Genomic DNA, 25,649 nt, shown 5'->3' with positions numbered 1-25,649 from the left:
AGTTGTCCGAGGTTCAGAGGGGGAGCACAAAGCGCGCCATTTCGGCCTGCTCGCTCCAGCCCTGCCGGGAATAAAAGCCGCGCACATAGGAAGGGCGCTCGCGGTTGTTGACCAGCCAGATGCGTATGCAATGGCGCTCGCGCGCTGCCTGTGTGGCCGCGTCCAGCAGTTGCTGGCCCAGGCCTGCACCGCGCGCTGCCTCGGCGACAAACAGCTCGCTCACATAGGCTTCCCAGCCTTGCAGCACGGCGACCGGCAGCCAGTGCACGGCGCAGTAGCCGTGAATGTGCTGCTGGCTGTCTTGCGCCACCAGCATCAGAGAGCGCTCCGGCCCGGTCTGCAGCTCGTCCAGCAGTGCCTTCACGGCCTCGGTGTTCTGGGACGCGGAATGACTTTCGTAGGCCTTGAACCAGCCTATGTCATGCAGCAGCCCGGCAATGCCCGCGGCATCTTCGGGCAGCGCAGGACGGATCAGATAGGGGGCCGCGTTCATTGGGCGATGGTGCATTGCACCTCGGCATCCCGCAACAGGGCATCGAAGGGCGCGGAGGGTGGCACGTCGGTGAACAGGCGGTCGATCTGGTTCAGGCGGGCCAGCTCCACCATGGCCTGGCGGCTGAACTTGCTGTGGTCGGCGGCCAGCCAGACTTCGCGCGACTGGCCGATGATGGTCTGGGCCACCTTGACCTCGCGCAGGTCGAAGTCGCGCAGGCTGCCGTCCGATTCGATGGCCGAGATGCCGATCACGGCAATGTCCACCTTGAACTGGCGCATGAAGTCCACGGCCGCCTCGCCCACGATGCCGCGGTCGCGTGTGCGCACCACGCCGCCGGCGACGATGACTTCGCAATCGGCATTGCTGCTGAGGATGGCGGCGACATTGAGATTGTTGGTGATGACACGCAGACCTTTGTGCTGCAGCAGGGCCTGGGCCACCGCTTCGGTGGTAGTGCCGATGTTGAGAATCAGCGAGCAGCCGTTGGGAATGGCCTCTGCAATGGCGCGTGCAATGCGCATCTTGCCTTCGGCATGCAATACCTGGCGCTGGGTATGTGCCAGGTTCTCCACGGTGGCACTGGGCACGCGCACGCCGCCATGAAAGCGCACCAGCAGTCCGGCATCGGCCAGCTTCTGTATGTCGCGGCGCACGGTTTGCAGCGTGACACCGAGGATTTCGGCCAGTTGCTCTACCGAGGTGGATTGGCGGGCGCGGACTTCTTCGACAAGCTGCAACTGGCGGGGATTGCTGTTCATGACTGATGACTGGTTATATAGGTGCTATTGGCGCATGGACGGGCTGCAGATGAAGAGCTCTATAGGGGAGAGCGCCAGCCGCAGCGGGCAGTGCAGGGATTGTGAGCGAATCCAAACGAACCTCTAATAGGGTGATTTTCTATGGAATTGCCCGGTAAAAAACAAAAATGAATCCGCGTCGAGTCTGAAGTCTGACAGCAAGCTGCGGTTATATGTCATCGTGGTGAGTTGTTGCAGCAGTAACAATTGGCACGACAAGAAGAATGCAGTTCATGCATTGAGTGTGTGCAAGCGCGCCGATTGCCGATGTTGCGGCCTGGCCGGAGTGGCGCTGGAGCAGCGGTTTTGGCTTGAATCGCGCGAAAACGAATCGATATTCAGGGGTTGGCGCCCACAAAAAGCGAAAAAGAGCGAAAATATTCGATCTGAAATTTATTCTTCGTTGTGTGCGTCCCATCCGTGATGGTGGCGGCACGGCGATCACCGCAGAAGTCGTTCCATGAACCAGTCCACTCAACCCTTGGCTACAACGCGTGCACAACTGCTGGAGCGCCTGGCGCAGACCGAAAGCTTCGATCTGGCCATCGTGGGCGGCGGTGCCACGGGGCTGGGCGTGGCGGTGGATGCGGCGGCGCGCGGCTTCAAGGTCGTGCTGCTGGAGTCGCTGGACTTCGCCAAGGGCACTTCCTCGCGCGCCACCAAGCTGGTGCATGGCGGCGTGCGCTATCTGGCGCAGGGCAACATCTCCCTGGTGCGCGAGGCGCTGCACGAGCGCACCACGCTGCTGCACAACGCACCGCATCTGGCCCAGCCTCTGGCCTTTGTGATGCCCTCGTACAAGCTGCTGGATACGCCGTTCTACGGCATCGGCCTCAAGATGTATGACGCGCTGGCCGGCAAGGCCGGCCTGGGGGCTACCGAATTCCTCTCCAGCACCAAGACCGTGAAATACCTGCCGACCGTACAGCAAAAAGGTCTCAAGGGCGGGGTCAAGTACTGGGATGGCCAGTTTGACGATGCGCGTCTGGCGCTGGCGCTGGCGCGTACCGCAGCGGCCAAGGGCGCCTTGCTGATCAATTACTGCCCGGCGGAAAAGCTGATCTACGAGGGGCAGCAGATTGCCGGGCTGATCTGCCGCGATGCGGAATCGGGTCGCAACTTCACCGTGCGCGCCAAGTGCGTGGTCAATGCCACGGGGCCCTGGGTGGATCTGTTTCGCCAGCAGGATGCCGAGGCCCAGGGCAAGCCCGTCAAGCCCATGGTTGCGCCCAGCCAGGGGGTGCACGTGGTGGTGGACCGCGAGTTCCTGCCCACGGATCATGCGCTGCTGATCCCGAAGACGGCCGATGGCCGCGTGCTGTTTGCCGTGCCGTGGCTGGGCAAGGTGATTCTGGGAACCACCGACACGCCGCGTAACGACCTGGCGCGCGAACCCCTGCCTTTCCCCGAGGAGCTGGATTTCATTCTCGGCGAGGCCGGCAAGTATCTGAATCGACAGCCCACGCTGGCCGATGTGCGCAGCATGTGGGTGGGCCTGCGCCCGCTGGTCAAGCCGCAGGACGATGACGGCGAGAACACCAAGAAGATCAGCCGCGAGCACACGGTGATGTCCAGCAAGACCGGCCTGGTGACCGTCACCGGCGGCAAATGGACGACTTACCGGGCCATGTCCGAGGATGTGCTGGCCGAATGCTTCCAGATCGGCCGCCTGCCCGGTCGTCCTGCCGGGGTTACCGTGAACCTGCCGCTGGTGGGGGCGCCGGCCGAGGCGGCCGTCACGCACAGCATGAACCAGAGTCAGGGCCTGCACTCCTACGGCACGGATGCCGCTGCCGTGGCTGCGCTGCCTGGTGCGCAGAACTGGCTGATGGATGGTCTCTCGGAGGCCATGGTGCGCTTTGCCGCCCGCTTTGAATACGCGCGCACCGTCGAGGACATGCTGGCGCGCCGCAGTCGCCTGCTTTTCCTCGATGCCCGCAAGGCGGCCGAGATCGCGCCCCGCGTGGCGGCCATCCTGACCGAGGAGCTGGCCCAGGACGTGCAACTCAACGACTTCCTGGCCCTGACCCGCCAATATCTGCCCGTCCAGGGCTGATCTGCGCGGCCGCCCTGCGGGGCGTGGCGTATGGGCAACAGGCTGCGGTTCGCAGCTCTCTTGGAAATGTGAGCTGGCAGTGCTTGATGGCTGTTGATTTCAGGTAATTTATTGTTTGAAATCAATGTGCTAATTGCGCAGCATGCTATTGTTTTGGTTGCAAGTGCGAGGGCCTGTCTGCCAGGCTTTGCGCCAGTGAAATCAGTGCGGGTATTGCAGGCTAAACGCTTGACGCACAAAGGATTTCCTGCGACAATCTCCTGCTTCACGTTTAAAAGCGTGGAACTTTCTGCCCAGCGGGAAGCCCTCCGGAATGGTCCGGAAGGTGGACGACGGGCCCAAGACTGACCGGCTGCTTGATCAGCCCTTGAGAAGACTCTGGGGCTGTCGAGCGTTGCTGGAGCAAGTTGGGAATATTGAAATGATCCAAACAGAATCTCGGTTAGAGGTTGCCGACAACACCGGCGCGAAGTCTGTTCAGTGCATTAAGGTGCTGGGCGGTTCTCATCGTCGCTACGCAAGTGTTGGCGACATCATCAAGGTGAGCGTCAAGGAAGCAGCTCCTCGTGGTCGCGTCAAAAAAGGCGAGATCTACAGTGCTGTGGTGGTGCGCACCGCCAAGGGCATCCGTCGTGCAGACGGCTCGCTCGTGAAGTTCGACGGCAATGCCGCCGTGCTGCTGAACGCCAAGCTGGAGCCTATCGGCACCCGCATCTTTGGCCCCGTGACTCGTGAACTGCGTACCGAAAAGTTCATGAAGATCGTGTCGCTGGCCCCTGAAGTTCTCTAAAGGAATAGCACCATGAACAAGATTCGCAAGGGCGACGAAGTTATCGTGCTGACCGGCCGTGACAAGGGCAAGCGTGGCGTGGTTTCTCTGCGCAAGGATGACTCCCACGTGATCGTGGACGGTGTCAACCTGGTCAAGAAGCACACCAAGCCTAACCCCATGAAGGGCACCACCGGCGGTATCGTGGAAAAGGCCATGCCTATCCACCAATCCAACGTGGCTATCTTCAATGCAGCGACCGGCAAGGCCGATCGCGTGGGCATCAAGGTGAACGCCGACGGCACACGTGTTCGCGTGTTCAAGTCCAATGGCGCTGAAATCGCCGCCTAAGGAGTAACACATGGCACGACTGCAAAAACTCTATCGCGAAAAGATCGCGGCTGAACTGAAGGAAAAGTTCGGCTACACCTCCGCTATGGAAGTGCCCCGTCTGACCAAGATCACTCTGAACATGGGTGTGAGCGAAGCCGTGGCCGACAAGAAGGTGATGGACAACGCCGTGGCTGACCTGACCAAGATTGCTGGTCAGAAGCCTGTGGTGACCAAGGCCAAGAAGGCTATCGCTGGTTTCAAGATCCGCGAAGGCCAAGCTATCGGCTGCATGGTGACCCTGCGTGGCGTTCAGATGTACGAATTCCTGGACCGTTTCGTGACCGTGGCTCTGCCCCGCGTGCGTGACTTCCGTGGTATCTCGGGTCGTTCGTTCGACGGTCGCGGCAACTACAACGTTGGCGTCAAAGAACAAATCATCTTCCCCGAAATCGAGTACGACAAGGTGGACGCTCTGCGTGGTCTGAACATCAGCATCACGACAACAGCGAAGAACGACGAAGAGTGCAAGGCACTGCTCGCCGCTTTCAAATTCCCCTTCAAGAACTGAGGTGGCGCATGGCTAAAGTAGCAATGATTCAGCGCGAACTGAAGCGCGAAAAGCTGGCAGCCAAGTATGCTGCCAAGTATGCAGAACTGAAGGCAATCGCCGGCGACGTGAAGCGTTCCGACGAAGAGCGCGACGCCGCTCGCCTGGGTCTGCAGAAGCTGCCCCGTAACTCGAACCCCACTCGCCAGCGTAACCGTTGCGAGATCACTGGCCGTCCTCGCGGTACCTTCCGCCAATTCGGTCTGGGTCGTGCCAAGGTGCGTGAATTGGCCTTTGCTGGCGACATCCCCGGTGTCACCAAGGCCAGCTGGTAAGCAAGCAGGAGAGATTAAACATGAGCATGAGTGATCCCATCGCTGACTTGCTGACCCGCATCCGCAATGCACAACTGGTCTCCAAGGCCACTGTGTCGGCTCCTTCCTCCAAGGTGAAGGTTGCCATCGCACAAGTGCTGAAGGAAGAAGGCTATATCGACGGCTTCGAAGTGAAGTCCGAAGGTGGCAAGTCCGAACTCGAAATTACCCTGAAGTACTACGCCGGTCGCCCTGTGATCGAGCGTATCGAACGTGTGAGCCGTCCCGGCCTGCGCGTGTACAAGGGTCGTCACGCAATTCCTCAGGTCCAGAACGGCCTGGGTGTGGCCATCGTCACTACTCCCAAGGGCGTGATGACTGATCGCAAAGCACGTGCTGCCGGTATCGGCGGTGAAGTGCTGTGCTATGTGGCCTAACGGACATTAAGGAGAAATACTGAAATGTCTCGCGTAGCAAAAGCTATTGTGACCATCCCCGCAGGTGTGGATGTGTCCATCAACGCTGAAACCATCAAGGTCAAGGGCAAGGGCGGCGATCTGTCGCTGGCTCTGAACGGCCTGGTGACCATCGGCAACAACGACGGCAAGCTGTCCTTTGCTCCCGCCAACGATTCCCGTGAAGCTGACGCCCTGGCCGGTACCATCCGCCAGCTGGTCAACAACATGGTCAAGGGCGTGACTGAAGGCTTCGAGAAGAAGCTGACGCTGATTGGCGTGGGCTACAAGGCCGCTGCACAAGGTTCCAAGCTGAACCTGGCTGTGGGCTTCTCGCACCCCGTCAACTTCGAGATGCCCGCCGGCATCACTGTCGCTACCCCCACTCCGACTGAGATCGTGATCAAGGGTGCTGACCGTCAAGTGGTCGGTCAATTGGCTGCTGAGATCCGTGCCGTTCGTCCTCCCGAGCCTTACAAGGGCAAGGGCATTCGCTATGCGAATGAGAAGGTCGTGATCAAAGAGACCAAGAAGAAGTAAGGAGCTGCATGATGTTGAACAAGAAAGAGCAGCGTCTGCGCCGTGCCCGTCAGACTCGCATCCGCATTGCCCAGCAAGGCGTTGCACGTCTGAGCGTGAACCGCACCAATCTCCATATCTACGCCTCCGTGGTTTCGGAAGACGGCACTACCGTGCTGGCTTCGGCCTCCACTGCAGAAGTCGAAGTGCGTTCGCAACTCGGCGCCGCTGGCAAGGGTGGCAACGTGGCCGCCGCCACGCTGATCGGCAAGCGCATTGCTGAGAAGGCTAAGGCTGCTGGCGTTGAGAAAGTGGCTTTCGACCGCGCCGGTTTTGCATACCACGGCCGCGTGAAGGCTTTGGCAGAAGCCGCTCGCGAAGCGGGCCTGCAGTTCTAAGCGGAGCGGATACAAATGGCTAAATTTTCCCCCAAAGTGCAAGACGAAGGTCGTGACGACGGTCTGCGCGAAAAAATGATCGCGGTCAACCGCGTCACCAAGGTTGTGAAGGGCGGTCGTATTCTCGGCTTCGCTGCACTGACCGTGGTTGGCGACGGTGACGGTCGCGTTGGCATGGGTAAGGGCAAGTCCAAGGAAGTGCCTGCTGCCGTGCAAAAAGCGATGGAAGAATGCCGTCGCAACCTGATGAAGGTTGCACTCAAGAGCGGCACCATTCACCACTCGGTGAAGGGCCATCACGGCGCTGCCAAGGTCGAGCTGCACCCAGCTCCCAAGGGTACCGGCATCATTGCTGGCGGCCCTATGCGCGCTGTTTTTGAAGTGGTGGGTATCACCGACATCGTGGCCAAGAGCCACGGTTCGTCGAACCCCTACAACATGGTTCGCGCAACTTTCGACGCTTTGAAGAACTCCACGACCCCTGCGAACGTGGCAGCAAAGCGCGGCAAGTCGGTCGAAGACATCTTCACCGCCTGATCGGAGTCCAGCACATGACAACACAACAAACTGTCAAGATTCAGCTGGTTCGTAGCCCCATCGGCACCAAAGAGTCGCACCGTGCGACTGTGCGTGGCCTGGGTCTGCGCAAGCTGAACAGCGTCAGCGAACTGCAGGACACTCCTGAAGTGCGCGGCATGATTAACAAGATCGCCTACTTGGTGAAGGTTCTCTGAAAGGATTGATGATGGAACTCAATAGCATCAAGCCTGCAGACGGCGCCAAGCACGCCAAGCGTCGCGTGGGTCGCGGTATCGGTTCTGGTCTGGGTAAGACTGCCGGTCGCGGTCACAAGGGTCAGAAGTCGCGTTCGGGTGGCTACCACAAGGTGGGCTTCGAAGGCGGTCAAATGCCTTTGCAGCGTCGCCTGCCCAAGCGTGGCTTCAAGTCGCATCTGCTGAAGTTCAATGCAGAAGTGACCCTGTCCGAGCTGGATAAGCTCGGCCTGGCCGAAGTCGATCTGGCTGCTCTGAAGCAAGCCGGTCTGGTTGGCTCTATCGCTAAGGTGGTGAAGATCATCAAGAGCGGTGAACTGACTAAGGCTGTCAAGCTCAACGGTATCGGCGCTACCGCCGGTGCCAAGGCTGCCATCGAAGCTGCCGGTGGCAGCATCGCCTGATTAAAGTTCTGAAAGAAGACATCCGTGGCTACTAGCGCAGCTCAAATTGCAAAGACTGGAAAATTCGGCGACCTGCGTCGTCGTCTGGTTTTTCTGTTGCTTGCGCTGGTCGTATACCGCATCGGGGCGCATATCCCCGTTCCGGGCATCGACCCAGCGCAGCTGCAGCAGCTGTTCTCTGGCCAGCAGGGCGGCATTCTCAATCTGTTCAACATGTTCTCGGGTGGAGCGCTCTCGCGCTTCACAGTGTTCGCACTGGGGATCATGCCGTACATCTCGGCATCGATCATCATGCAGCTCATGACCTACGTGGTCCCGACATTCGAGCAGATGAAAAAGGAAGGTGAAGCGGGTCGTCGCAAGATTACCCAGTACACCCGCTACGGCACTCTGGGCCTGGCGCTGTTTCAGTCCTTGGGAATTGCTGTTGCCCTGGAAAGCTCCGCAGGCTTGGTTCTGAACCCTGGTTTTGGCTTCCGCATGACTGCGGTGGTCAGTCTCACGGCCGGTACCCTGTTCCTGATGTGGCTCGGTGAACAGATCACTGAACGTGGTCTGGGCAACGGTATCTCGATACTGATCTTTGGCGGTATCGCCGCAGGCCTGCCGAGTTCCATCGGCGGTCTGCTGGAGCTGGTGCGCACCGGTGCCATGAGCATTCTGGCGGCAATCTTCATTGTTCTCGTTGTGGCAGCCGTGACGTATTTCGTCGTGTATGTCGAACGAGGTCAACGCAAGATCTTGGTGAATTACGCACGCCGACAAGTCGGCAACAAGGTGTACGGTGGTCAGTCTTCGCACTTGCCACTGAAGCTGAACATGGCAGGTGTGATTCCTCCCATCTTCGCTTCGTCGATCATCTTGCTGCCCGCTACGGTGGTGAATTGGTTCAGTGCAGGAGAATCCATGCGCTGGCTGAAGGATATTGCGAGCACGTTGACCCCTGGTCAGCCAATCTATGTCATCCTTTATGCTGCCGCGATCATTTTCTTCTGCTTCTTCTATACGGCCCTGGTTTTCAACAGCCGGGAAACTGCCGACAACCTGAAGAAGAGTGGCGCTTTCATCCCCGGGATTCGTCCTGGCGAACAGACAGCCCGCTACATTGACAAGATTCTGGTTCGCCTGACCCTGGCTGGCGCGATCTACATTACCTTCGTGTGCTTGTTGCCCGAATTCCTGATCCTGAAGTACAACGTTCCGTTCTACTTCGGTGGTACATCGTTGCTGATCATCGTGGTCGTGACAATGGACTTCATGGCGCAAGTGCAGAACTACGTGATGTCGCAGCAATACGAGTCGCTCCTGAAAAAAGCGAACTTTAAGGCTGGTATTTGATGACAAGGCTGCCCGAGGGGGCAGCCTGCCAAAAGTTAGTAGACGCCCATCGATCTATCGCGGGCATTGTTTCCGGGTCGATAGGCCGATAGTGGATGGAAAGTTTTAGGAGAAAAGAATGAGAGTTTCGGCTTCGGTCAAGAAAATCTGCCGTAACTGCAAGATCATCCGCCGCAAAGGTGTTGTGCGCGTGATCTGCACTGACCAGCGCCACAAGCAGCGCCAAGGTTGATTGAAAGCATTAGAGGACTAATATGGCACGTATTGCTGGCATTAACATCCCGCCGCACAAGCATGCTGAAATCGGCCTGACTGCCATCTATGGCATCGGTCGCACTACAGCTCGCAAGATCTGCGAAGCATGCGGTATCGAGTATTCCAAGAAGGTCAAGGACCTGACGGACGCTGATCTGGAAAAGATCCGTGACTTCCTGAATCCCATGACTCTGGAAGGTGATCTGCGTCGCGAAACCACGATGAACATCAAGCGCTTGATGGACATCGGTTGCTACCGCGGTTTCCGTCATCGTCGCGGCCTGCCCATGCGCGGTCAACGTACCCGCACAAACGCCCGTACTCGCAAGGGTCCGCGCAAGGGTGCTGCGGCTCTGAAGAAATAAGAGATTGAAAGATCATTATGGCTAAGTCTCCCGCAAACAACGCAGCTGCTCGCGTTCGCAAGAAGGTCCGTAAGAATATTTCTGACGGCATCGCGCACGTGCACGCTTCGTTCAACAACACGATCATCACCATCACCGACCGTCAAGGCAACGCTCTGTCGTGGGCTTCGTCGGGTGGCCAGGGCTTCAAGGGTTCGCGTAAGTCGACTCCCTTTGCTGCTCAGGTTGCTTCGGAAGTGGCCGGTCGTGCTGCTATCGAACAGGGCATCAAGAACCTGGAAGTCGAAATCAAGGGTCCCGGTCCTGGCCGTGAATCCTCGGTTCGCGCCCTGGGTGCTCTGGGTATCCGCATCACTTCCATCTCGGACGTGACTCCGGTTCCCCACAACGGCTGCCGCCCTCAAAAGCGTCGTCGTATCTAATTTTTTATCAAGCCCACCGCCGCCCAGGTGCATTTGCATCGCGGGCGGCTCCCGTGTTTGCGCACGGTAGATGACACAAAGGAAATCAAGTGGCACGCTATATTGGCCCTAAGGCAAAACTCTCCCGCCGCGAAGGCACCGATCTGTTCCTGAAGAGCGCACGTCGCTCCATCGCAGACAAGGCAAAGTTCGACACCAAGCCTGGTCAGCATGGCCGCACTTCCGGTCAGCGCACTTCCGACTACGGTCTGCAACTGCGCGAAAAGCAGAAGGTCAAGCGCATGTACGGCGTGCTGGAGAAGCAATTCCGCCGCTACTTCGAAGCTGCTGACCGCAAGCGTGGCAACACTGGTGCCAACCTGCTGTCGCTGCTGGAATCGCGTCTGGACAACGTCGTGTACCGCATGGGCTTCGGCTCCACTCGCGCTGAAGCACGTCAGCTGGTGTCGCACAAGGCTATCACTGTGAACGGCCAGTCCGTAAACATTCCTTCTTTCTCCGTGAAGGAAGGCGACGTGGTTGCTCTGCGTGAAAAGTCCAAGAAGCAAGCTCGCGTGGTCGAGGCTCTGCAACTGGCTGCTCAAGTGGGCTTCCCCGCATGGGTTGAAGTGTCTGCTGACAAGGCAGAAGGTACTTTCAAGAAGTCTCCTGACCGCGATGAATTCGCAGCTGACATCAACGAATCCCTGATCGTTGAGTTGTACTCGCGTTAATCTTTAGCAGCGACATTTCTGTAAACCGTCCCCACGGCGCGAGGCATCGCGCCGTGGGTGCTTCACCAGCCTTACCGGTGTAACGAGCCGAGGGTATTGAGAGGAAGTCTGCATGCAAACGAATTTGCTGAAGCCCAAGACAATCAATGTCGAGCAACTTGGTCACAACCGTGCCAAGGTTGTTCTGGAGCCGTTTGAGCGTGGCTACGGTCATACGCTGGGCAATGCCCTGCGCCGTGTTCTGCTCTCCTCCATGGTGGGTTACGCAGCGACGGAAGTGACGATTGCTGGGGTGCTGCATGAGTACTCCTCCATCGACGGTGTCCAGGAAGATGTGACGAACATCCTGCTGAACCTCAAGGGTGTGGTGTTCAAGCTGCACAATCGTGACGAAGTCACCCTGAGCCTGCGCAAGGATGGCGAAGGTGTTGTCACTGCCCGTGACATTCAGACCCCCCACGACGTAGAAATCGTCAACCCTGATCATGTGATCGCCCATCTGTCGCAAGGCGGCAAGCTGGACATGCAGATCAAGGTGGAAAAGGGCCGCGGCTATGTGCCCGGCAACGTGCGCCGCTATGGTGACGAATCGACCAAGTCGATCGGCCGTATCGTGCTCGACGCCTCGTTCTCGCCCGTCAAGCGCGTGAGCTACGCTGTCGAATCCGCACGTGTGGAACAGCGTACCGATCTGGACAAGCTGGTTCTGGAAATCGAAACCAACGGTGCCATCACCGCTGAAGACGCAGTGCGCGCATCCGCCAAGATCCTGGTGGAGCAGCTGGCAGTGTTTGCCCAGCTCGACGGTGGCGATATCGCCAGCGTGTTCGACGCTCCTGCCGGTGGCCGCGGTGCTGCCACGTCGTTCGATCCCATCCTGCTGCGTCCTGTGGACGAGCTCGAGCTCACCGTGCGTTCTGCCAACTGCCTCAAGGCAGAGAACATCTACTACATCGGTGACCTCATCCAGCGTACCGAAAACGAGCTGCTCAAGACTCCCAACCTGGGTCGTAAGTCGCTCAACGAGATCAAGGAAGTTCTGGCTTCCCGCGGTCTGACTCTGGGCATGAAGCTTGAAAACTGGCCACCCGCTGGCCTGGAAAAGCGTTAATTGCTACAATAGAGGACTTTGCCGGAGTTGATCTGGCAAAGTCCAAGTGCCTCGGGCAGTACCTGATACGGCTGCCTGATTTAATTTAGAAAAGATCTCCGGATAAAAACGGGGAGCAAAGGAAAAGCACCATGCGTCACGGCAACGGCCTCCGCAAACTGAACCGCACTTCTGCACACCGCAAGGCAATGCTGCAGAACATGATGAACTCGCTGATCGAGCACGAAGCAATCAAGACCACGGTCCCCAAGGCCAAGGAACTGCGTCGCGTGATCGAGCCCATGATCACTCTGGCCAAGGTTGATACCGTGGCTAACCGCCGTCTGGCTTTCGACCGTCTGCGCGACCGCGACAGCGTGACCAAGCTGTTCAACGTGCTGGGTCCCCGCAACGCTCAGCGTCCCGGTGGCTACACACGTATCCTGAAGATGGGCTTCCGCGTGGGCGACAATGCACCCATGGCCTATGTGGAGCTGGTCGAGCGCGCTGAAGAAGCCGCTGCAGCAGCTGAATAAGCCAGGGCAGGCTGCAAAGCCTGCTATAATTTGGAAATACCGCGCGATGGAGCAGTCTGGTAGCTCGTTGGGCTCATAACCCAAAGGTCGGAGGTTCAAATCCTTCTCGCGCAACCAAATTGAAAAAGGTCACGACAATGTCGTGACCTTTTTTTTGTCCATTTTCTCCATGGGCCAGAAGGCAGCATCCGCCTTAGCTCGTCATACCCCTGACTGCGTGCCTGAGCGGCGGCGCAGGTGCTCGCGTACGCGGTCGGCGATCACCTGGGCGATTTCCGGGCTCAGCACCTCGCTGATATGCAGTACCTCGGTGTAGTGCAGATAGAGAAGGCCGCGCAAGGTCCTGAATGCCGTCTCATGTTCGGCACCGCAGATGCCGGCATCGTTGGCCAGCACGCGTTCGACAGCACCGGGGCCGAGCAGCCGGATCTTGCAGATGGCTGCCTGATGCAGGATCTCCAGGTCTATTTCCTCAAGGCGGTTTTCCCATTCATCGGGCAAGAATCGATTCGCTGGCATGTAGGGTGGCTCTCCTGCTCAATCCATGGACGTCTGTCCCAGACCCGGATGCTGGCATACCCCGAGTCCGGCCGTTGATTTTGCTTCTACAAGTCTTGATGCTTATCAAATGTCGATAAGGTGAACGTCGGCCTGGGGTCGACGCTGTGCGGCACTGCATCATGATGCCAGTCTGCGACTCGACCACCAATGCCCGTCCGTGTCTCCTGGATTTCTCCGAGCTGAGGTATGGTGTCTCGATGCGCTGCAGGTAAAGAAAAGGACTTGTATGTTCGAGAAAATCGTCTCGATGTTCCGCTACCTCAAATCGGCCGTGCCGTTTCGGCTGGTGCCTGCATTGATTGCCACCCTGGTGCTGATCGGTCTGCTGCTGACGCCGGTGCCGGCTGGGCTGGATGCCAAGGCATGGCAGCTGGTGGCCATCTTTCTGACAACCATCGTGGCGATTATCCTCAAGGTCATGCCCATAGGCGTGATGGCTCTGATGGCGATTGTCATCGTGTCGCTGTCCCAGGTGACCTCCAGTTCCTCCAAGGGGGCGATCACGGATGCGCTGAGCAGCTTTGCGAACCCCTTGATCTGGCTGATCGTGGTGGCTGTTCTGATCTCGCGCGGCCTCAAGAAAACGGGGCTCGGCAACCGCATCGGATTGCTGTTCATTGCGCTGATGGGAAAGCGCACCATAGGCATAGGCTACGGACTTGCGATCTGTGAGCTGGTGCTGGCCCCGTTCACGCCCAGCAACACGGCACGCGGCGGCGGTATCGTGCATCCGATCATGAAGTCCATTGCCAACGCCTTCGAATCGGACCCGGCCAAGGGTACACAGGGCAAGGTCGGGACCTATCTGGCGCTGGTCAACTACCATTCCAATCCGATCACTTCGGCCATGTTCCTGACCGCAACGGCGCCCAATCCTCTGGTCGTGGACCTGGTGGCCAAGGCCACGGGTCAGTCCCTGCATCTGAGTTGGACAAGCTGGGCGCTGTACATGCTGCTGCCAGGCCTGCTGTGTCTGCTGCTGATGCCGCTGGCGGTCTATCTGCTGTCGCCTCCCGAGCTCAAGGCCACGCCCAATGCCGTGGAGTACGCTCGTGCCGAGATGGCCCGCATGGGCCCGCTGTCGGGCAAGGAGCGTGTCATGCTGGGAACCTTCGGCATGATGCTGCTGCTGTGGGCGAATGTGCCGCAGATGCTCTTCGGTCCGGCCTTTACGCTGGACCCGACCGTGGTGGCGTTTCTCGGTTTGTTCGCCCTGATCATCACGGGCACCATCGACTGGGATGACGTGCTGTCCGAGAAAAGTGCCTGGGACACCCTGATCTGGTTCGGTGCCCTGGTCATGCTGGCCGAGCAGCTCAACAAGCTAGGGGTGGTCGCCTGGTTTGCCGATGGACTGAAGAATGCCATCGTCGCCAGCGGCCTGGACTGGCTGCCTGTGGCTGCCATTCTGGTGGGCGTCTTCGTCTTCTCGCACTATCTGTTTGCCAGCACCACCGCCCATATCAGCGCCATGATGCTGGCCTTTCTGACCGTGGGTGCGCAGCTGATCCCTGCCGACTATGTCGTGCCCTTCATGCTGATGATGACGGCCGGCTCGGCCATCATGATGACGCTGACGCACTACGCGACCGGAACATCGCCCATCATCTTCGGCAGCGGCTATGTGACTTTGGGTGTCTGGTGGCGCGTAGGTGCTGTCATGTGCGTGCTGGAGCTGCTGATCTTCGCTGTCGTCGGCGCTGTCTGGTGGAAGCTGCTGGGGTTGTGGTGACTACGGCCTCAGGTGGCCGTGTGCAAGGGCTCGCCCAGGGACAGCATGAGTCGGTTGGCCCAGTTGAAGAACGCCGTACCGTGAAGCGCATCGGAGATGGCGGCATCGTCGAGCCCGGCGGCGCGCAGTGCATCGATATGGCTGGACTCCAGCGCGGGCGGCGTCTGCGTCAAGGCCACGGCGGCGGCGACGATGGCGTTCCAGCGAGGGCCCAGGTCGGCGCCCGTGCCTTCATCGAGCAGGCGCTGCACATCGGCTGCGCGGTGCGAGAAATGCGAGGCAAAGCGCGCATGTACCGAAGCGCAGTAGATGCAGCCGTTGGTGCGTGAGGTTGCGGCTGCTGCCAGTTCGCGCTCTGCGCGCGGCAGGCCGGCATCGGGGTTGTAGAAGATGTCCTTGTCGGTGCGCGTGCGTGCTCCCAGCGTGTCGGGGTCGCGCGCCAGCAGCCGGAAATAAGGTGAACGCGCGCGCGCCGCGTCCACCAGCCCCGCATGGTGGCGCTCGCTCAGCTCGCTCTCCTGCAGAGGAGCTATCCATGGCTGCCAGTCGAGCTGTTCCTGGGTGAAGACCTGGGGTGAGGTGTTGTGCGTGGTTGTCATGGCTGGGCTTGCAGGGCTGAGGTGGAAGATGCCGTGGTGACTGCAGCTCGTGCGCCAAGCGCGCGCAGCCCCGCCACGAGGCGGATCTGGAAGGACAGAAAAGAGGCGAGCTGGGACAGGATGACGATATCGGTCTCGCTCCAGCCGGCCTGCTGCAGCGCCAGCAAGGCCTGGGCACTCGCATCGCGTGGGTGGTAGGCCAGCAGATGGGCATGGGCCAGCGCGGCGCTCAGGCGCGGGCCCAGCAAAGCCGCATGCGCCGGGTCCACGGCGTAGCTGGGGCCGCTTTGGTCCTCGCGGCTCAAGGGGCCGGCCGGATAGATCCCGTAGGGGCCGTGCGGGCCGCTGCCGGCCTGCAGGCTGGCAGCGCGCCCGCGCACCACTTCGCTGGCCACGGCGGCGGCCAGTTCCGCGTCTTCGGTGGCCAGGGCCTTGGCATAGAAGCCGGCGCTGCGTGACTCGCCATGCAGGCCTGCCGTGAAGGCGGCCAGCGTCAGGCGCTCGCGTAGGGAGACGGTTCCTGCGACAGGCTCGGCGGGGGTGAACAGCGCGGCAAAGCTTTGCTGGGCCTGGGTGCGTGCCTCGCTGCGGTGGCGGCGCACCTGATCCAGCGTGCTGCCTGCAGCGATGTCGGCGAGATGGTCGATCACATCTTCGGGAAAGCGGGTCTGTGCGGTGTTGCTCATGGTCATGCGGCTTGAAGCAGTCCGGTCCGGACTGGGGGGTGTGAAGCGCCGGCGGGGGCCTCGCTGCGGCGCCAGCCCAGAGCCGGCGCCACGACGGCTGCCGTCAGCTCGATGGAGCGCAGAATGCCCTGGTGCGGCGGATCGATGGAGTGGACCTGGAACACGATGTCGGTGGCTTGCGCCAGCGCCGTGTCGGCGCGCAGCGAGGCGATCACCTCCTCGGGCGTACCCACATGCACGTCATAGGCTTCAATGAGCTGCTGCAGCGGCGCCTGCGGATCGACGCGCGTTGCCCATTGCGTGGACGCGGATGAGGCAAGGGCCGCATGACGCTGGGCCGAACGGCGCAGACCGGCCTCGGCCCATTGCAGTGCCTGTTCGCGCCTGTCGGCAACCAGCAGGGTGCGCGAGGCCAGGATGCGCGGTGCGCGTCCTGCGGGCAGGGCCGCGAGATAGGCCTCGATGATGGGGTTCTGTATCTCGGACAGCGTGGCCCGGGGGCGGCCCCCGGGTCGGGGCTGGGTGCGCGAGAGCATCAGGCCGTCGCCGCTGGCGCCGGCGCGTGCCCCGCCCTCGACCGAGAACGTGGCCTGCCAGACGCGTTCCAGCAGTTGCGGGGCTGCGGGGTACAGGCGCACGCCGCCTGCCAGCACGCGCCCGGCCCAGGCATCCCTCAGCACGGCGAAGTTGCGCGCAAAGACCGCGCCGCGCTCGCTGCCTGTGACGCCGAAGGCCTCGAAGGACTCTGCCGTGCCGCCTGTGCCCAGACCCACTTCGAGGCGGTCGCTCGACAGCAGGTCCAGCACGGCCGCATCCTCGGCCACGCGCAGCGCGTTTTCCAGCGGCAGCGTGACCACACCCGTGCCCAGACGGATGCGCCGCGTGCGGGCCGCCACATGCGAGAGAAAGACAAAGGGCGAGGGCAGGCCGCCCTCGCTTTCGTGGAAATGATGCTGGGCGATCCAGGCCGAGTCGAAACCCTGGGCTTCGGCATGGGCGATCTGCTCGGTGACCAGGCGGTAGCGTTCGCCGGCCGGTACCTCATCGAGCAGGCGGCTGAAGAAGCCCAGGCGCGGTGCAGGGCGCGCGCGAGCAAGAGTGTCAGGCGGGGTGGGGGACAAAATCAATGCTCCTTTTGCCGGGAATGGCGTCCTTGAGTTCGCGCGTGTAGTCGCTGGTGGGGTGCAGGAACACGTCCTCGACGCTGCCTGCGTCCACCACCTTGCCTGCGCGCAGCACCGACACCGTGTCGGCGATCTGGCGCACCACGGCAAGGTCGTGCGAGATGAAGAGATAGCTCAGGCCCAGGTCCTGCTGCAGCTGCGCGAGCAGGGCGAGGATCTGGGCCTGCACGGTCACGTCCAGGGCCGAAACGGCCTCGTCCAGCACCAGCACCTGCGGCTGAAGCACCAGGGCGCGCGCAAGCGCCACGCGCTGGCGCTGGCCGCCCGAGAGCGCATGCGGGCGTCGCTGCAGCACGCCGGCCGGCAGGCCCACGCGCTCCAGCATGTCGTGCACGCGCCGGCGGCGCTCATCGGCCGGCAGCGGGTCGAAGTTCAGCAGGGGCTCCTCGATGATGTCGAAGACACGCTGGCGCGGGTCCAGCGAGCTGAACGGGTTCTGGTAGACCAGCTGCACGCGGCGGCGCAGCTGGCGCAGGGCCTCGCCGCGCAGGCCCGTGAGTTCGACGCCGGCGATGCGGATGCGACCCGATGTAGGGCGTGCCAGGCCCACGATGTCGCGTATGGTCGTGGTCTTGCCTGAGCCCGACTCGCCCACGATGGCATGCGTGGAGCCCCGACGCAGGCGCAGCGACACGCCGTCCACGGCACGGAAAACGCCGCGCCCCTGGCCGGGGGCCTGGAAGTCGTGGATCAGGTCCTCGACCTCGATGGCCCAGTCTTGGGCAGTTGCCGCCGCCGATGGCGCAGTGCGACGAGGGGCGTGCGTGAGCGAGGGAGCATCAGACAGCAAGCGGCGCGTATAGGCGCTTTGCGGATTGCGCAGAAGCTCCAGTGTCGGGCCTTGTTCCTGGATGCGGCCGCCCTGCATGACGATGAGGCGATGTGCGCGGTCGGCGGCCACGCCCAGATCGTGGGTGACCAGCAGCACGGCGGTGCCGGTTTCGCGGCGCAGCTCGTCGATCAGATCCAGGATGCGCCGCTGCACCGTGACATCCAGCGCGCTCGTGGGCTCGTCGGCGATGATCAGCGCAGGCCGCAGCGCGATGGCGATGGCGATCAGCACCCGCTGGCGCATGCCGCCCGACAGCTCGTGCGGATACTGGCGCGCCCGCAGGGCGGGCTGTGACAGGCCCACGCGCGTCAGCAGGTCGATCACGCGGGCCTCGATGGCAGAGCGGTCGCGCAGGCCGTGAATGCGCAGGATTTCGCCGACCTGGTCGCCCACGGTGCGCACGGGGTTGAGCGAGGTGGTCGGATCCTGGGGCACCAGGCTGAGCACGCGGCCGCGAATGCTGTTCCAGCGCGCGGCACTCCAGTCCGAGACCTCGGTGCCTTGCAGCCGGATGCTGCCTTGCTCGCGGCGTCCGTTGTCGGCGAGCAGGCCGATCACGGCCTGGGCCGTGGTGGTCTTGCCCGAGCCCGATTCGCCGACCAGCGCCACGACCTCGCCGGGCGCCACGGAAAACGACAGGCCGTGGACCACGCGCTGCTCCTGGCCGCTGTGGTCGCGGTAGGCGATGACCAGGTCCTGGACTTCGAGCAGCGGGGCGACAGCAGAGGCTGGGATTGCCGTGGCGGGTCGGTCTTGCAGCAGGGCGCTCATGCCGGCCTCCGCGCGAAGGAGGCGCCGATGCGGTTGGCGGCCAGCACCACGGCCACCACGACCAGGCCCGGCGCCGTGGTCAGCCACCAGGCGGTGGCGATGTAGTTGCGCCCTTCGGCGATCAGCAGACCCCATTCTGGCGTGGGCGGCGGCGCGCCGTAACCCAGAAAGCCCAGCGTGGAGATCGACAGGATGGCCGAGCCGAACTGCAGCGCGGCCAGGGCCACCACCGAGGTCAGCGAATTGGGCAGCACATGGCGCCACAGTACGGCGGCAAAGCGTCCGCCGCTGCCGAAGGCCGCCTCCACATAGTCGGAGCGCCGCACGCGAACCACTTCCGAGCGCACCAGGCGCGCGAAGCCGGCCACGGATGCCACCCCCACGGCGATGGCAGCATTGATGGTGCCAAAGCCCAGCAAGATGATGATGGTCAGCGACAGCAGCAGCGAGGGCACGGCCAGCAGCACGTCGACGAAGCGCATCAGCGCATCATCGACACGGCCGCCCGTGGCACCGGCCAGCAGGCCGATCAGCGTGCCTGCCACCAGGCCCACGGCCACGGCCAGGAAAGCACCCGACAAGGAGTGCACCGAACCATGCACCACGCGGGCCCAGAGATCACGCCCCAGCGCATCCGTGCCCAGCCAGTGCGCGAGGCCGGGCTCCAGCAACTGTTGGCCGGCCTGGCCGACGACGGGGTTCTGATGGGCAAACCAGCCCGGAACCAGGGCCCACAGCGCGGCGGTGGCAATCACCAGCCATGCCAGGGCCTGCGTGGGCGGCAGGCGCCTGAGCCTTTGCAGATCGATCAGGACGGGGCGCAGGCTTTTTGCGGCCGGTGCCGGCGAGGGCGCCAGCCTGGGCGCTGCGGACGATGCGACGCCGGATGCCAGGGGCTTGGGAATGGCGGTCGAGGCGGCGGTGTTCATGCCCGGTTCTCCACAGAATGACGCAAACGAGGATCGAGCAGCGGGTAGAGCAGGTCCACGGCGAGGTTGATGAGCACGAAGGCGGCGGCCGAGACCACGACCACGGCCTGGAGCACGGCCGTGTCCTGGTTGCCCACGGCCTGCTGGGTCAGCGTGCCCAGGCCGTTGAGGCCGAACACGGCCTCGGTGACCACGGCACCGGCCAGCAGCTCGCCGAACAGCACGCCGGCAATCGTCAAGGTGGGCAGCAAGGCATTGCGCGCCACATGGTGCAGCAGCACCCAGGCGCGAGAGGCGCCCTTGGCGCGCGCCACGGCCACGAAGGGCTGGGTCAGCATGGTGTCGATATTGCGCAGCAGGATCTGGGCCAGTGGCGCCGAAATGGGGATGGCCAGCGTCAGCGTGGGAAGGACCAGGCCTTCCCAGGGGCCGGGATTGATGACGGGAATCCAGCCCAGACGGAAGGACAGCACCTGGATCAGCATGATGCCCAGCCAGAAAACGGGCACGGAGACGAAGACCGATGGCAGGGCTTGCAGGGCATTGCGCAGCCAGGCCAGAGGCGCGAGGCTGGCCGCAGCCGCCAGAGCGATGGCCAGCAGCGCCGCCGTGGAAAAGCCCAGGGCCGCCAGGCGCAGCGTGGGCGGCAGACTGGTGGCCAGGCCCTGGCTCACGGGAACGCCGGCCTGCAGCGAGTAGCCGAAATGGCCCGTGAGGAACTGAGCCAGCGTGTGCAGGTATTGCTGCCAGACGGGCTGGTCGGCGCCATAGGCGGCGCGGATGTCGGCGATCTCCTGCGGGCCCAGGCCCAGCTCGGGGTTCAGGAACTTGATCAGCACGGCGTCGCCCGGCAGCAGTTGCAGCAGTATGAAGGAGGCGGTGAAAGCCGCCCACAGCACCAGGGCGGCCTGTGCGATGCGGCCAAGCAGATAGTGGCGAGGCATGGGCGATTCCTTTGTCAGCGCTTGGCCAGCCAGGTGCTGTAGAAGCTGGGACGGCCCACGGCCTCGAAGCCCACCTCACGCACCCAGGTCGCACCCGCGAAGGCCTGGGGCTCCTCGAAGATCGGGATCACATAGGCCTGATCGATCAGATAGTTCTGCACCTCGCCGGTCAGCGCCAGGCGTCGGTTGGCATCGGTCTCGGCAGCAATAGCATCGAACAGGCGGTTGAGCTTGCCGTCCTCGAAGGACTTGACCTTCTGGCTCACACCGCCTTTTTGCAGCAGTACATTGCGGTTGCTCGGGTAGTAATTGCTCTTGATCACGTCGGGATCGGCGCGGCCCACCATGCCCGGCAGCACGCCGGTCTTGTCGGGGTCCAGCGTGTCCACCGTGCGGCTGCCCGAGTCTCCGGCCAGCACATTGAGCTTGATGCCCAACCTGGCCCATTGCTGGGCCACGAGCTGCAGGGTTTCCTTGTTCTGCGGCTGGGGCAGTGATTCGTAGGTCGAGAGCACGAAGTCCTGGCCGTTCTTCTGGCGCAGGCCGTTGGCGCCCAGGCTCCAGCCGGCCTCGTCAAGCAATTGTCTGGCCCTGGCCTCGTCAAAGACCAGCTTGGCCGACAGGTCCACATAGCCGGCTGCCGTGGAGGCGATCACCGAGCGTGCCTGCGGGTAGCGCGGCGAGAAGAGGGTTTCCACAATCTCCTTGGTATTGGTGCCATGCAGCAGGGCCTGGCGCACCTTGAGATCGGCCACCAGGGCGTTGTCGGGACGGATGGCGATGCTGTTGTTCACGCCCCGCGTGGAAGGCGCATAGATGGCGAACTTCTGCTGCTCCACGCGCTTTTCGTCATAGGCCTGGACCTGGCGGATGAAGCCGGCCTGGCCGGCCAGCAGTGCGCCTATGCGCACGCTGTCCTCGGGCGTGACGATGAACTTGACTTCATCCAGGCGTGCGCGGCCCTGGTGGGCCAGCTTGGCCGGGCCCCAGCTGTAGTCCTTGCGCGCCTTGAGCACCAGCTCCTTGCCCAGGGTCTCGCTGGCCACCACGAAGGGGCCCGAACCTATGATGCGCGTGGCATCGCCAAGCTCCTCGAATGGACGATCCAGCGTGGCCGGCGAGACCAGGCCCGAGCCGATCACCGAAGTGCCCTGGAGAAAGCCCGGCGAGGGTTTCTTGAAGAAGAATTTCACGGTCAGCGGATCGACGACTTCGCTGCGTTCGTAATTGTTGATGACCTCGGAAACCGGCTGCTTGAGCGCCTTGTTGCCCAGGCCATAGGTGTCGAAGTTGCGCGCCACGGCGGCCGCGTCCAGCGGCGATCCGTCCGAGAAGCTCACGCCGGAGCGCAGCTTGAAGCTGTACTCGGTGGCATCGGCGTTCACGGTCCAGGACTCGGCGATCCAGGGCTGGATCTCCAGTGTCTCGGGGTCCTGATAGGTCAGCTTGTCCGTGATCTGGTTGAGCACACCGCCGTTGGGATAGAAGCCCCCGGCAGGCGGATAGAGATTGGTGTGTGCCTGCTGTTCGAGGTAGACCAGGGTGCCACCCTGGACCGGTTCCGCAGAGGCGCCGGCCTGGGCCGTGCCGGATTGCCTGGAGCAGCCGGCCAGCAGCATGCCGCCCGTCAGTACCGCCACTGCGGCCCATAGGGCTCGGCGTTGGGCCGGCTTGTGCACCGGCTGTTTTATCGATGGATCCGTCTGCGAAGGGAAAAACACGTTCATACCTCGTCGCCACATGGCGCTGAAAACTCAGGTTCCGGACGCATCGCCGCAGCGACCGACCGGATTCATGGTTCTCATGCTATTGACGCACAAATATTTGTGCTCATATATTGAGTAGCATCGTTATGCGAAAAACAACTAAGCAGCGTGAGCCTGCATATTTGCTGCGCGCATAAGCGCAGACGAATTCCTTTGTTGGCCCGACGCGCCGCTCTCACAACAATGGCCTGGCATTCCTTTATCGAAAGCCCGCTCATGAGTCATCTCAACGAATATCTTTCCGAAAAACGCGCCGCCGTGCTGGCACGCAGCGCCGCCATTGCGGCGGGCACGGCCCAGGCCGCCAGACTCAAGGCCAGCGTGCGTGCCGAGGGGCGCAGCGGTGTGCGCCGTCTGCGCATCCGCGAACACCAGGTCATCAGCGACAGCCCGCCCGATTTCGCAGGCTACAACCTGGGCCCCAGCTCGCCCGAGCTGCAACTGGGCGTGCTGGGCACCTGCGTGACCCATATCTTTCTGATCCAGGCGGCCGAGCGCCAGGTGCCGCTGGAGAGCCTGGAGGTCGAGGTCACGGGCATCATCGACCCGCGCGGCGGCAAGCCCGGCCACGAAGCGACGCCGATCTGGCCGCACGATATCGGTTACACCGTGCATATCGATTCGCCGGCCAGCCGCGCCGAGATCGATGCGCTGTTCGAGGCCGTGGAGCGAACCTGCCCCATCCTCAACCTGCTGCGCAGCCCCCAGTCCATCCGCGCCGAAGTGCGCCATACCGACTCCAGCGCGCCCGAGCGCCTGGCGGCCTGATAACCTTTAGAAAGACTTTTGCATGAGCCTGCCACTCGACCATATCGTCATCGCGGTCCAGGACCTGGAGCGCACGATTGCCGACTATCAGTCCCTGGGTTTCAACGTGCTGCGCGGCGGCGAGCACCCAGGCCGCTCCACGCACAACGCCCTGGTGGTCTTTGCCGACGGCGTCTATTTCGAGCTCATTGCCTGGCGTGCGCCAGCGCCCGAGGAGCGCTGGTGGCAGCAGTTGCAGCAGCACGGCGAGGGGCTGGTCGACTTCGCCCTGCTGCCGTCCGAGACCGGCGCCGTGGTGGCAGCGGCCCAGGCGCGCGGCCTTGGCTATGAAGCCCCTTATGAAGGCGGACGTCTGCGTCCCGACGGAGAGCAACTGCGCTGGCGCAATGCACGCGCCCACAGCCAGGATCTTCCGTTTCTGTGCGGCGACCTGACGCCGCGAGTCTTGCGCGTGCCCGAAGGCCAGTCCCGCGTGCATCCCAATGGCGTGACCGGCGTGGCCCGTCTGGAGGTGGCGGTGCAGGACCTGCAGGCCAGCCTGGCGCGCTGGCGGGCATTGCTCGGCGATGCAGTGAGCGTCGGCCCGCTGCGGGTCTCGGCCGACGACAACACGCAGCAGGTGTCGCTGGGTCTGGGCGCCACCGAGCTGGTGCTGGCCGCACCCATGCGGGCTGCGGGCCCCCTGGCCCAAAGACTGGCCACGCGCGGTGAAGGCCCTTATGCGGTCGTGCTGTCAGTGCCGCAGCAGGCAGCAGCAGAGGGGCTGGACGAAGTGGCCACCCATGGGGTGCGCATTGAACTGGCACCGCATTCCGGGATCGAGGTGGAAACCGCCGCCGCCTAGGTCCAATAACAGGGGCGCTAGAATAGCGCCCCCGCTGACACCCATGCCCACTCCAGTGGGCGTTTTCGTTGCGGCCGCGTCAGCCTTTGCGGGCCGGCGTGGTGCAGCGCCGCCTTTCATGATCACAGCTCTCACGCCTGCCACTCTGGGCATCGATTTCGGAACCTCCAACTCTGCTGCCGCCTATCGCCTGCCTGGCAAGACCGCCAGTCTGCTGCCGCTGGAAGGCGCTGCCACCGGCATGCCCACGGCACTGTTCTTCAATACCGAAGAGCACAGCACGCATTTCGGTCGCGATGCCATGCAGCAGTACCTGGCAGGCGAGGAAGGGCGTCTGATGCGTTCCCTCAAAAGCCTGCTGGGCAGCAGCCTGCTGCTGGAAAAGACCGCGGTGCACGAGCAGCTCGTCAGCTATCAGGACATCATCGCGATCTTTCTCAAGCGCGTGGCCGATCAGGCGCGCCGGGCGCTGGACGGCCGTCTGCCGGAGCGTGTGGTGCTGGGGCGTCCCGTGCATTTTGTCGACGAGCACCCGGAGCGAGACCGCCAGGCGCAGGATGCCCTGGCCGCTGCGGCGCGCGCTGCCGGCCTGGGTGAAGTCAGCTTTCAGCTGGAGCCGATTGCGGCGGCACTGGACTACGAGCAGCGCCTGGGTGAGGAACAGCTGGTGCTGGTGGTCGATATCGGTGGCGGCACCTCGGACTTCACAGTGGTGCGTCTCGGCCCGCAACAGGCCGGGCATGTCGACCGTACCCAGGACATTCTGGCCACCACCGGCGTGCATATCGGGGGCACGGATTTCGACCATCGCCTCAATGTGGCCCAGGTCATGCCGCTGCTGGGCTACAAGCACATCGGCCCCAGCGGGCGCGAGGTGCCCAGCAGCGTGTTCTTCGATCTCTCCACCTGGCATCTGATCCAGTGGCTGTACACGGCCAAGGCCCTGGCTTCGGCGCGCGGCCTCAAGAGCGATTACAGCGATCAGCAACTGCACCAGCGCCTGATGAAGGTACTGGACTGGCGCGAAGGCCATAGGCTGGCCGATGCGGTGGAGCAGGCCAAGATTGCGGCTTCGCAAAGCCATGCGGCCTCGGCCATTGCGCTGGACTGGCTGGAGCAGGACCTGCCAGCGGCCATCTCCCCGGAGGTTCTGCAGGAGCAGTTGCAGGGCTTGCTGCTGCAGGTGGTCGAATGCGCGCAGGACTGTGTGCGCCAGGCCGGCGTGGCGGCACCAGACGCCATCTATCTGACCGGCGGCTCGTCGGCCCTGCGTACCCTGCGCGATGCGCTGCGCGTCGCTTTCCCCGATGTGCCGCAGGTCGAAGGCGACCTGTTTGGTGGTGTGGCAACCGGTCTGGCCTACGCCTGAGCCTGAAGCCCCCTGAGCCGCTACGGACGACACCTGTTCTGCGGGGCGGCCCTTGCCAGGCGTCTCTGGTTGGTGCCGCGCCCG

The 25,649-nt window shown here is 62.5% G+C and carries 32 protein-coding genes and 1 tRNA gene; 23 read left to right on the top strand and 10 right to left on the bottom strand.

All coding sequences use genetic code 11. From position 1 onward, the window contains the following. Positions 1-13 precede the first annotated feature (13 nt). Positions 14-493 (bottom strand): GNAT family N-acetyltransferase, encoded by a 480-nt coding sequence (locus tag NOX35_RS24805; protein ID WP_182284845.1) that lies wholly within the window; start codon positions 491-493, stop codon positions 14-16. After that, on the bottom strand, positions 490-1,254 hold the full coding sequence (locus NOX35_RS24800) for a DeoR/GlpR family DNA-binding transcription regulator (RefSeq protein WP_034373828.1): 765 nt from the start codon (positions 1,252-1,254) through the stop codon (positions 490-492). The genes NOX35_RS24805 and NOX35_RS24800 overlap by 4 nt, the downstream gene beginning before the upstream one ends. 499 nt (positions 1,255-1,753) lie before the next feature. Here NOX35_RS24800 and NOX35_RS24795 point away from each other — a divergent pair, with 499 nt between their 5' ends. From NOX35_RS24795 to NOX35_RS24705, 19 genes are all read left to right on the top strand, one after another. Continuing rightward, positions 1,754-3,349 carry a glycerol-3-phosphate dehydrogenase/oxidase gene (locus tag NOX35_RS24795; RefSeq protein WP_256495072.1) on the top strand — a complete coding sequence of 532 codons (1,596 nt, stop codon included), beginning with the start codon at positions 1,754-1,756 and terminating at the stop codon, positions 3,347-3,349. A gap of 421 nt (positions 3,350-3,770) precedes the next feature. Next, a complete protein-coding gene (gene rplN, locus NOX35_RS24790) occupies positions 3,771-4,139 on the top strand; it encodes a 50S ribosomal protein L14 (protein ID WP_003050500.1) in 369 nt (122 codons plus the stop codon). Between the two features lie 12 nt (positions 4,140-4,151). Beyond that, positions 4,152-4,469 (top strand): 50S ribosomal protein L24, encoded by a 318-nt coding sequence (rplX, locus tag NOX35_RS24785; protein ID WP_003068411.1) that lies wholly within the window; start codon positions 4,152-4,154, stop codon positions 4,467-4,469. 10 nt (positions 4,470-4,479) lie between these two features. Then, a complete protein-coding gene (rplE, locus tag NOX35_RS24780) occupies positions 4,480-5,019 on the top strand; it encodes a 50S ribosomal protein L5 (RefSeq protein ID WP_003050507.1) in 540 nt (179 codons plus the stop codon). An 8-nt stretch (positions 5,020-5,027) separates the two neighbouring features. Further along, positions 5,028-5,333 (top strand): 30S ribosomal protein S14, encoded by a 306-nt coding sequence (gene rpsN, locus NOX35_RS24775; protein ID WP_003050509.1) that lies wholly within the window; start codon positions 5,028-5,030, stop codon positions 5,331-5,333. 20 nt (positions 5,334-5,353) lie between these two features. Next, positions 5,354-5,749 (top strand): 30S ribosomal protein S8, encoded by a 396-nt coding sequence (gene rpsH, locus NOX35_RS24770; protein WP_003050510.1) that lies wholly within the window; start codon positions 5,354-5,356, stop codon positions 5,747-5,749. A gap of 24 nt (positions 5,750-5,773) precedes the next feature. Then, on the top strand, positions 5,774-6,307 hold the full coding sequence (rplF, locus tag NOX35_RS24765) for a 50S ribosomal protein L6 (RefSeq protein ID WP_003068417.1): 534 nt from the start codon (positions 5,774-5,776) through the stop codon (positions 6,305-6,307). An 11-nt stretch (positions 6,308-6,318) separates the two neighbouring features. Beyond that, entirely contained in the window at positions 6,319-6,684 is a 366-nt protein-coding gene (gene rplR / locus NOX35_RS24760) for a 50S ribosomal protein L18 (RefSeq protein ID WP_003050513.1), read from the top strand. Positions 6,685-6,699: 15 nt separating this feature from the next. Then, complete coding sequence (gene rpsE / locus NOX35_RS24755) at positions 6,700-7,221, top strand: 30S ribosomal protein S5 (RefSeq protein ID WP_003050515.1); 522 nt, start codon at positions 6,700-6,702, stop codon at positions 7,219-7,221. Positions 7,222-7,235: 14 nt separating this feature from the next. Further along, on the top strand, positions 7,236-7,418 hold the full coding sequence (rpmD, locus tag NOX35_RS24750; RefSeq protein WP_003050517.1) for a 50S ribosomal protein L30: 183 nt from the start codon (positions 7,236-7,238) through the stop codon (positions 7,416-7,418). Positions 7,419-7,429: 11 nt separating this feature from the next. After that, positions 7,430-7,861 (top strand): 50S ribosomal protein L15, encoded by a 432-nt coding sequence (gene rplO, locus NOX35_RS24745; protein ID WP_003050519.1) that lies wholly within the window; start codon positions 7,430-7,432, stop codon positions 7,859-7,861. Positions 7,862-7,885: 24 nt separating this feature from the next. Further along, on the top strand, positions 7,886-9,199 hold the full coding sequence (gene secY, locus NOX35_RS24740; protein ID WP_003050520.1) for a preprotein translocase subunit SecY: 1,314 nt from the start codon (positions 7,886-7,888) through the stop codon (positions 9,197-9,199). A 118-nt stretch (positions 9,200-9,317) separates the two neighbouring features. Continuing rightward, the gene (gene rpmJ, locus NOX35_RS24735) at positions 9,318-9,431 is read left to right on the top strand and encodes a 50S ribosomal protein L36 (protein WP_003050535.1); all 114 of its coding nucleotides are present in this window, start codon (positions 9,318-9,320) and stop codon (positions 9,429-9,431) included. 22 nt (positions 9,432-9,453) lie between these two features. Then, complete coding sequence (rpsM, locus tag NOX35_RS24730) at positions 9,454-9,819, top strand: 30S ribosomal protein S13 (protein WP_003068424.1); 366 nt, start codon at positions 9,454-9,456, stop codon at positions 9,817-9,819. 17 nt (positions 9,820-9,836) lie between these two features. After that, the gene (rpsK, locus tag NOX35_RS24725) at positions 9,837-10,241 is read left to right on the top strand and encodes a 30S ribosomal protein S11 (protein ID WP_003050538.1); all 405 of its coding nucleotides are present in this window, start codon (positions 9,837-9,839) and stop codon (positions 10,239-10,241) included. A gap of 89 nt (positions 10,242-10,330) precedes the next feature. Continuing rightward, the gene (gene rpsD / locus NOX35_RS24720; RefSeq protein WP_003068426.1) at positions 10,331-10,954 is read left to right on the top strand and encodes a 30S ribosomal protein S4; all 624 of its coding nucleotides are present in this window, start codon (positions 10,331-10,333) and stop codon (positions 10,952-10,954) included. Between the two features lie 112 nt (positions 10,955-11,066). After that, positions 11,067-12,065 (top strand): DNA-directed RNA polymerase subunit alpha, encoded by a 999-nt coding sequence (gene rpoA / locus NOX35_RS24715; RefSeq protein WP_003050542.1) that lies wholly within the window; start codon positions 11,067-11,069, stop codon positions 12,063-12,065. Between the two features lie 131 nt (positions 12,066-12,196). Beyond that, complete coding sequence (gene rplQ, locus NOX35_RS24710; RefSeq protein WP_003050544.1) at positions 12,197-12,580, top strand: 50S ribosomal protein L17; 384 nt, start codon at positions 12,197-12,199, stop codon at positions 12,578-12,580. A gap of 40 nt (positions 12,581-12,620) precedes the next feature. Then, positions 12,621-12,697, top strand: a tRNA-Met gene (locus NOX35_RS24705). 84 nt (positions 12,698-12,781) lie between these two features. On the opposite strand, the gene NOX35_RS24700 is transcribed toward NOX35_RS24705, so the two are convergent. Continuing rightward, positions 12,782-13,099: a hypothetical protein gene (locus NOX35_RS24700; RefSeq protein WP_182284843.1), complete on the bottom strand. Its 318-nt coding sequence runs from the start codon at positions 13,097-13,099 to the stop codon at positions 12,782-12,784. Between the two features lie 268 nt (positions 13,100-13,367). Here NOX35_RS24700 and NOX35_RS24695 point away from each other — a divergent pair, with 268 nt between their 5' ends. Next, the gene (locus tag NOX35_RS24695) at positions 13,368-14,873 is read left to right on the top strand and encodes a DASS family sodium-coupled anion symporter (RefSeq protein ID WP_256495069.1); all 1,506 of its coding nucleotides are present in this window, start codon (positions 13,368-13,370) and stop codon (positions 14,871-14,873) included. Positions 14,874-14,881: 8 nt separating this feature from the next. Here NOX35_RS24695 and NOX35_RS24690 read toward each other — a convergent pair whose 3' ends face one another. Genes NOX35_RS24690 through NOX35_RS24660 form a run of 7 tightly spaced genes read right to left on the bottom strand, consistent with a single transcriptional unit; the run spans position 14,882 to position 22,545 of the window. Next, a complete protein-coding gene (locus NOX35_RS24690) occupies positions 14,882-15,472 on the bottom strand; it encodes an alkylhydroperoxidase domain protein (RefSeq protein WP_256495068.1) in 591 nt (196 codons plus the stop codon). Further along, entirely contained in the window at positions 15,469-16,164 is a 696-nt protein-coding gene (locus NOX35_RS24685) for a CMD domain protein (protein ID WP_256495067.1), read from the bottom strand. The genes NOX35_RS24690 and NOX35_RS24685 overlap by 4 nt, the downstream gene beginning before the upstream one ends. Further along, a complete protein-coding gene (locus NOX35_RS24680) occupies positions 16,161-17,279 on the bottom strand; it encodes a putative FMN-dependent luciferase-like monooxygenase (protein ID WP_256495066.1) in 1,119 nt (372 codons plus the stop codon). The genes NOX35_RS24685 and NOX35_RS24680 overlap by 4 nt, the downstream gene beginning before the upstream one ends. Then, positions 17,260-18,945: an ABC transporter ATP-binding protein gene (locus NOX35_RS24675; protein WP_256495065.1), complete on the bottom strand. Its 1,686-nt coding sequence runs from the start codon at positions 18,943-18,945 to the stop codon at positions 17,260-17,262. Before NOX35_RS24675 ends, NOX35_RS24680 begins: the two co-directional genes overlap by 20 nt. Then, complete coding sequence (locus NOX35_RS24670) at positions 18,942-19,874, bottom strand: ABC transporter permease (RefSeq protein ID WP_256495064.1); 933 nt, start codon at positions 19,872-19,874, stop codon at positions 18,942-18,944. Before NOX35_RS24670 ends, NOX35_RS24675 begins: the two co-directional genes overlap by 4 nt. Continuing rightward, positions 19,871-20,818, bottom strand: a complete 948-nt coding sequence (locus NOX35_RS24665) for an ABC transporter permease (protein ID WP_256495063.1) — start codon at positions 20,816-20,818, stop codon at positions 19,871-19,873. The genes NOX35_RS24670 and NOX35_RS24665 overlap by 4 nt, the downstream gene beginning before the upstream one ends. A gap of 14 nt (positions 20,819-20,832) precedes the next feature. Then, positions 20,833-22,545, bottom strand: a complete 1,713-nt coding sequence (locus NOX35_RS24660) for a TIGR04028 family ABC transporter substrate-binding protein (protein WP_182284835.1) — start codon at positions 22,543-22,545, stop codon at positions 20,833-20,835. Between the two features lie 222 nt (positions 22,546-22,767). Between NOX35_RS24660 and NOX35_RS24655 the strand changes: the two genes are divergently transcribed. The 3 genes from NOX35_RS24655 (at position 22,768) to NOX35_RS24645 (ending at position 25,565) form a co-directional block, all read left to right on the top strand. Further along, complete coding sequence (locus NOX35_RS24655) at positions 22,768-23,352, top strand: OsmC family protein (RefSeq protein WP_256495062.1); 585 nt, start codon at positions 22,768-22,770, stop codon at positions 23,350-23,352. Between the two features lie 22 nt (positions 23,353-23,374). Further along, on the top strand, positions 23,375-24,196 hold the full coding sequence (locus NOX35_RS24650) for a VOC family protein (protein WP_256495061.1): 822 nt from the start codon (positions 23,375-23,377) through the stop codon (positions 24,194-24,196). Between the two features lie 118 nt (positions 24,197-24,314). Further along, the gene (locus tag NOX35_RS24645; protein WP_182284832.1) at positions 24,315-25,565 is read left to right on the top strand and encodes an Hsp70 family protein; all 1,251 of its coding nucleotides are present in this window, start codon (positions 24,315-24,317) and stop codon (positions 25,563-25,565) included. Positions 25,566-25,649: the final 84 nt, after the last annotated feature.

The organism is Comamonas sp. C11, assembly GCF_024496285.1.
GTDB classification, from domain to species: domain Bacteria; phylum Pseudomonadota; class Gammaproteobacteria; order Burkholderiales; family Burkholderiaceae_C; genus Comamonas; species Comamonas testosteroni_F.
The sequence above is the reverse complement of the archived record's forward strand: the minus strand, read 5'-3'. Positions and strand labels throughout refer to the sequence as shown.

What these genes read in the sequence shown, in the direction of transcription:
- NOX35_RS24805 (WP_182284845.1), bottom strand. Translation starts at nt 493, where the DNA reads ATGAACGCGGCCCCCTATCTGATCCGTCCTGCGCTGCCCGAAGATGCC.
- NOX35_RS24800 (WP_034373828.1), bottom strand. Translation starts at nt 1,254, where the DNA reads ATGAACAGCAATCCCCGCCAGTTGCAGCTTGTCGAAGAAGTCCGCGCC.
- NOX35_RS24795 (WP_256495072.1), top strand. Translation starts at nt 1,754, where the DNA reads ATGAACCAGTCCACTCAACCCTTGGCTACAACGCGTGCACAACTGCTG.
- rplN (WP_003050500.1), top strand. Translation starts at nt 3,771, where the DNA reads ATGATCCAAACAGAATCTCGGTTAGAGGTTGCCGACAACACCGGCGCG.
- rplX (WP_003068411.1), top strand. Translation starts at nt 4,152, where the DNA reads ATGAACAAGATTCGCAAGGGCGACGAAGTTATCGTGCTGACCGGCCGT.
- rplE (WP_003050507.1), top strand. Translation starts at nt 4,480, where the DNA reads ATGGCACGACTGCAAAAACTCTATCGCGAAAAGATCGCGGCTGAACTG.
- rpsN (WP_003050509.1), top strand. Translation starts at nt 5,028, where the DNA reads ATGGCTAAAGTAGCAATGATTCAGCGCGAACTGAAGCGCGAAAAGCTG.
- rpsH (WP_003050510.1), top strand. Translation starts at nt 5,354, where the DNA reads ATGAGCATGAGTGATCCCATCGCTGACTTGCTGACCCGCATCCGCAAT.
- rplF (WP_003068417.1), top strand. Translation starts at nt 5,774, where the DNA reads ATGTCTCGCGTAGCAAAAGCTATTGTGACCATCCCCGCAGGTGTGGAT.
- rplR (WP_003050513.1), top strand. Translation starts at nt 6,319, where the DNA reads ATGTTGAACAAGAAAGAGCAGCGTCTGCGCCGTGCCCGTCAGACTCGC.
- rpsE (WP_003050515.1), top strand. Translation starts at nt 6,700, where the DNA reads ATGGCTAAATTTTCCCCCAAAGTGCAAGACGAAGGTCGTGACGACGGT.
- rpmD (WP_003050517.1), top strand. Translation starts at nt 7,236, where the DNA reads ATGACAACACAACAAACTGTCAAGATTCAGCTGGTTCGTAGCCCCATC.
- rplO (WP_003050519.1), top strand. Translation starts at nt 7,430, where the DNA reads ATGGAACTCAATAGCATCAAGCCTGCAGACGGCGCCAAGCACGCCAAG.
- rpmJ (WP_003050535.1), top strand. Translation starts at nt 9,318, where the DNA reads ATGAGAGTTTCGGCTTCGGTCAAGAAAATCTGCCGTAACTGCAAGATC.
- rpsM (WP_003068424.1), top strand. Translation starts at nt 9,454, where the DNA reads ATGGCACGTATTGCTGGCATTAACATCCCGCCGCACAAGCATGCTGAA.
- rpsK (WP_003050538.1), top strand. Translation starts at nt 9,837, where the DNA reads ATGGCTAAGTCTCCCGCAAACAACGCAGCTGCTCGCGTTCGCAAGAAG.
- rpoA (WP_003050542.1), top strand. Translation starts at nt 11,067, where the DNA reads ATGCAAACGAATTTGCTGAAGCCCAAGACAATCAATGTCGAGCAACTT.
- rplQ (WP_003050544.1), top strand. Translation starts at nt 12,197, where the DNA reads ATGCGTCACGGCAACGGCCTCCGCAAACTGAACCGCACTTCTGCACAC.
- NOX35_RS24700 (WP_182284843.1), bottom strand. Translation starts at nt 13,099, where the DNA reads ATGCCAGCGAATCGATTCTTGCCCGATGAATGGGAAAACCGCCTTGAG.
- NOX35_RS24695 (WP_256495069.1), top strand. Translation starts at nt 13,368, where the DNA reads ATGTTCGAGAAAATCGTCTCGATGTTCCGCTACCTCAAATCGGCCGTG.
- NOX35_RS24690 (WP_256495068.1), bottom strand. Translation starts at nt 15,472, where the DNA reads ATGACAACCACGCACAACACCTCACCCCAGGTCTTCACCCAGGAACAG.
- NOX35_RS24685 (WP_256495067.1), bottom strand. Translation starts at nt 16,164, where the DNA reads ATGACCATGAGCAACACCGCACAGACCCGCTTTCCCGAAGATGTGATC.
- NOX35_RS24675 (WP_256495065.1), bottom strand. Translation starts at nt 18,945, where the DNA reads ATGAGCGCCCTGCTGCAAGACCGACCCGCCACGGCAATCCCAGCCTCT.
- NOX35_RS24670 (WP_256495064.1), bottom strand. Translation starts at nt 19,874, where the DNA reads ATGAACACCGCCGCCTCGACCGCCATTCCCAAGCCCCTGGCATCCGGC.
- NOX35_RS24665 (WP_256495063.1), bottom strand. Translation starts at nt 20,818, where the DNA reads ATGCCTCGCCACTATCTGCTTGGCCGCATCGCACAGGCCGCCCTGGTG.
- NOX35_RS24660 (WP_182284835.1), bottom strand. Translation starts at nt 22,545, where the DNA reads ATGAACGTGTTTTTCCCTTCGCAGACGGATCCATCGATAAAACAGCCG.
- NOX35_RS24655 (WP_256495062.1), top strand. Translation starts at nt 22,768, where the DNA reads ATGGCCTGGCATTCCTTTATCGAAAGCCCGCTCATGAGTCATCTCAAC.
- NOX35_RS24650 (WP_256495061.1), top strand. Translation starts at nt 23,375, where the DNA reads ATGAGCCTGCCACTCGACCATATCGTCATCGCGGTCCAGGACCTGGAG.
- NOX35_RS24645 (WP_182284832.1), top strand. Translation starts at nt 24,315, where the DNA reads ATGATCACAGCTCTCACGCCTGCCACTCTGGGCATCGATTTCGGAACC.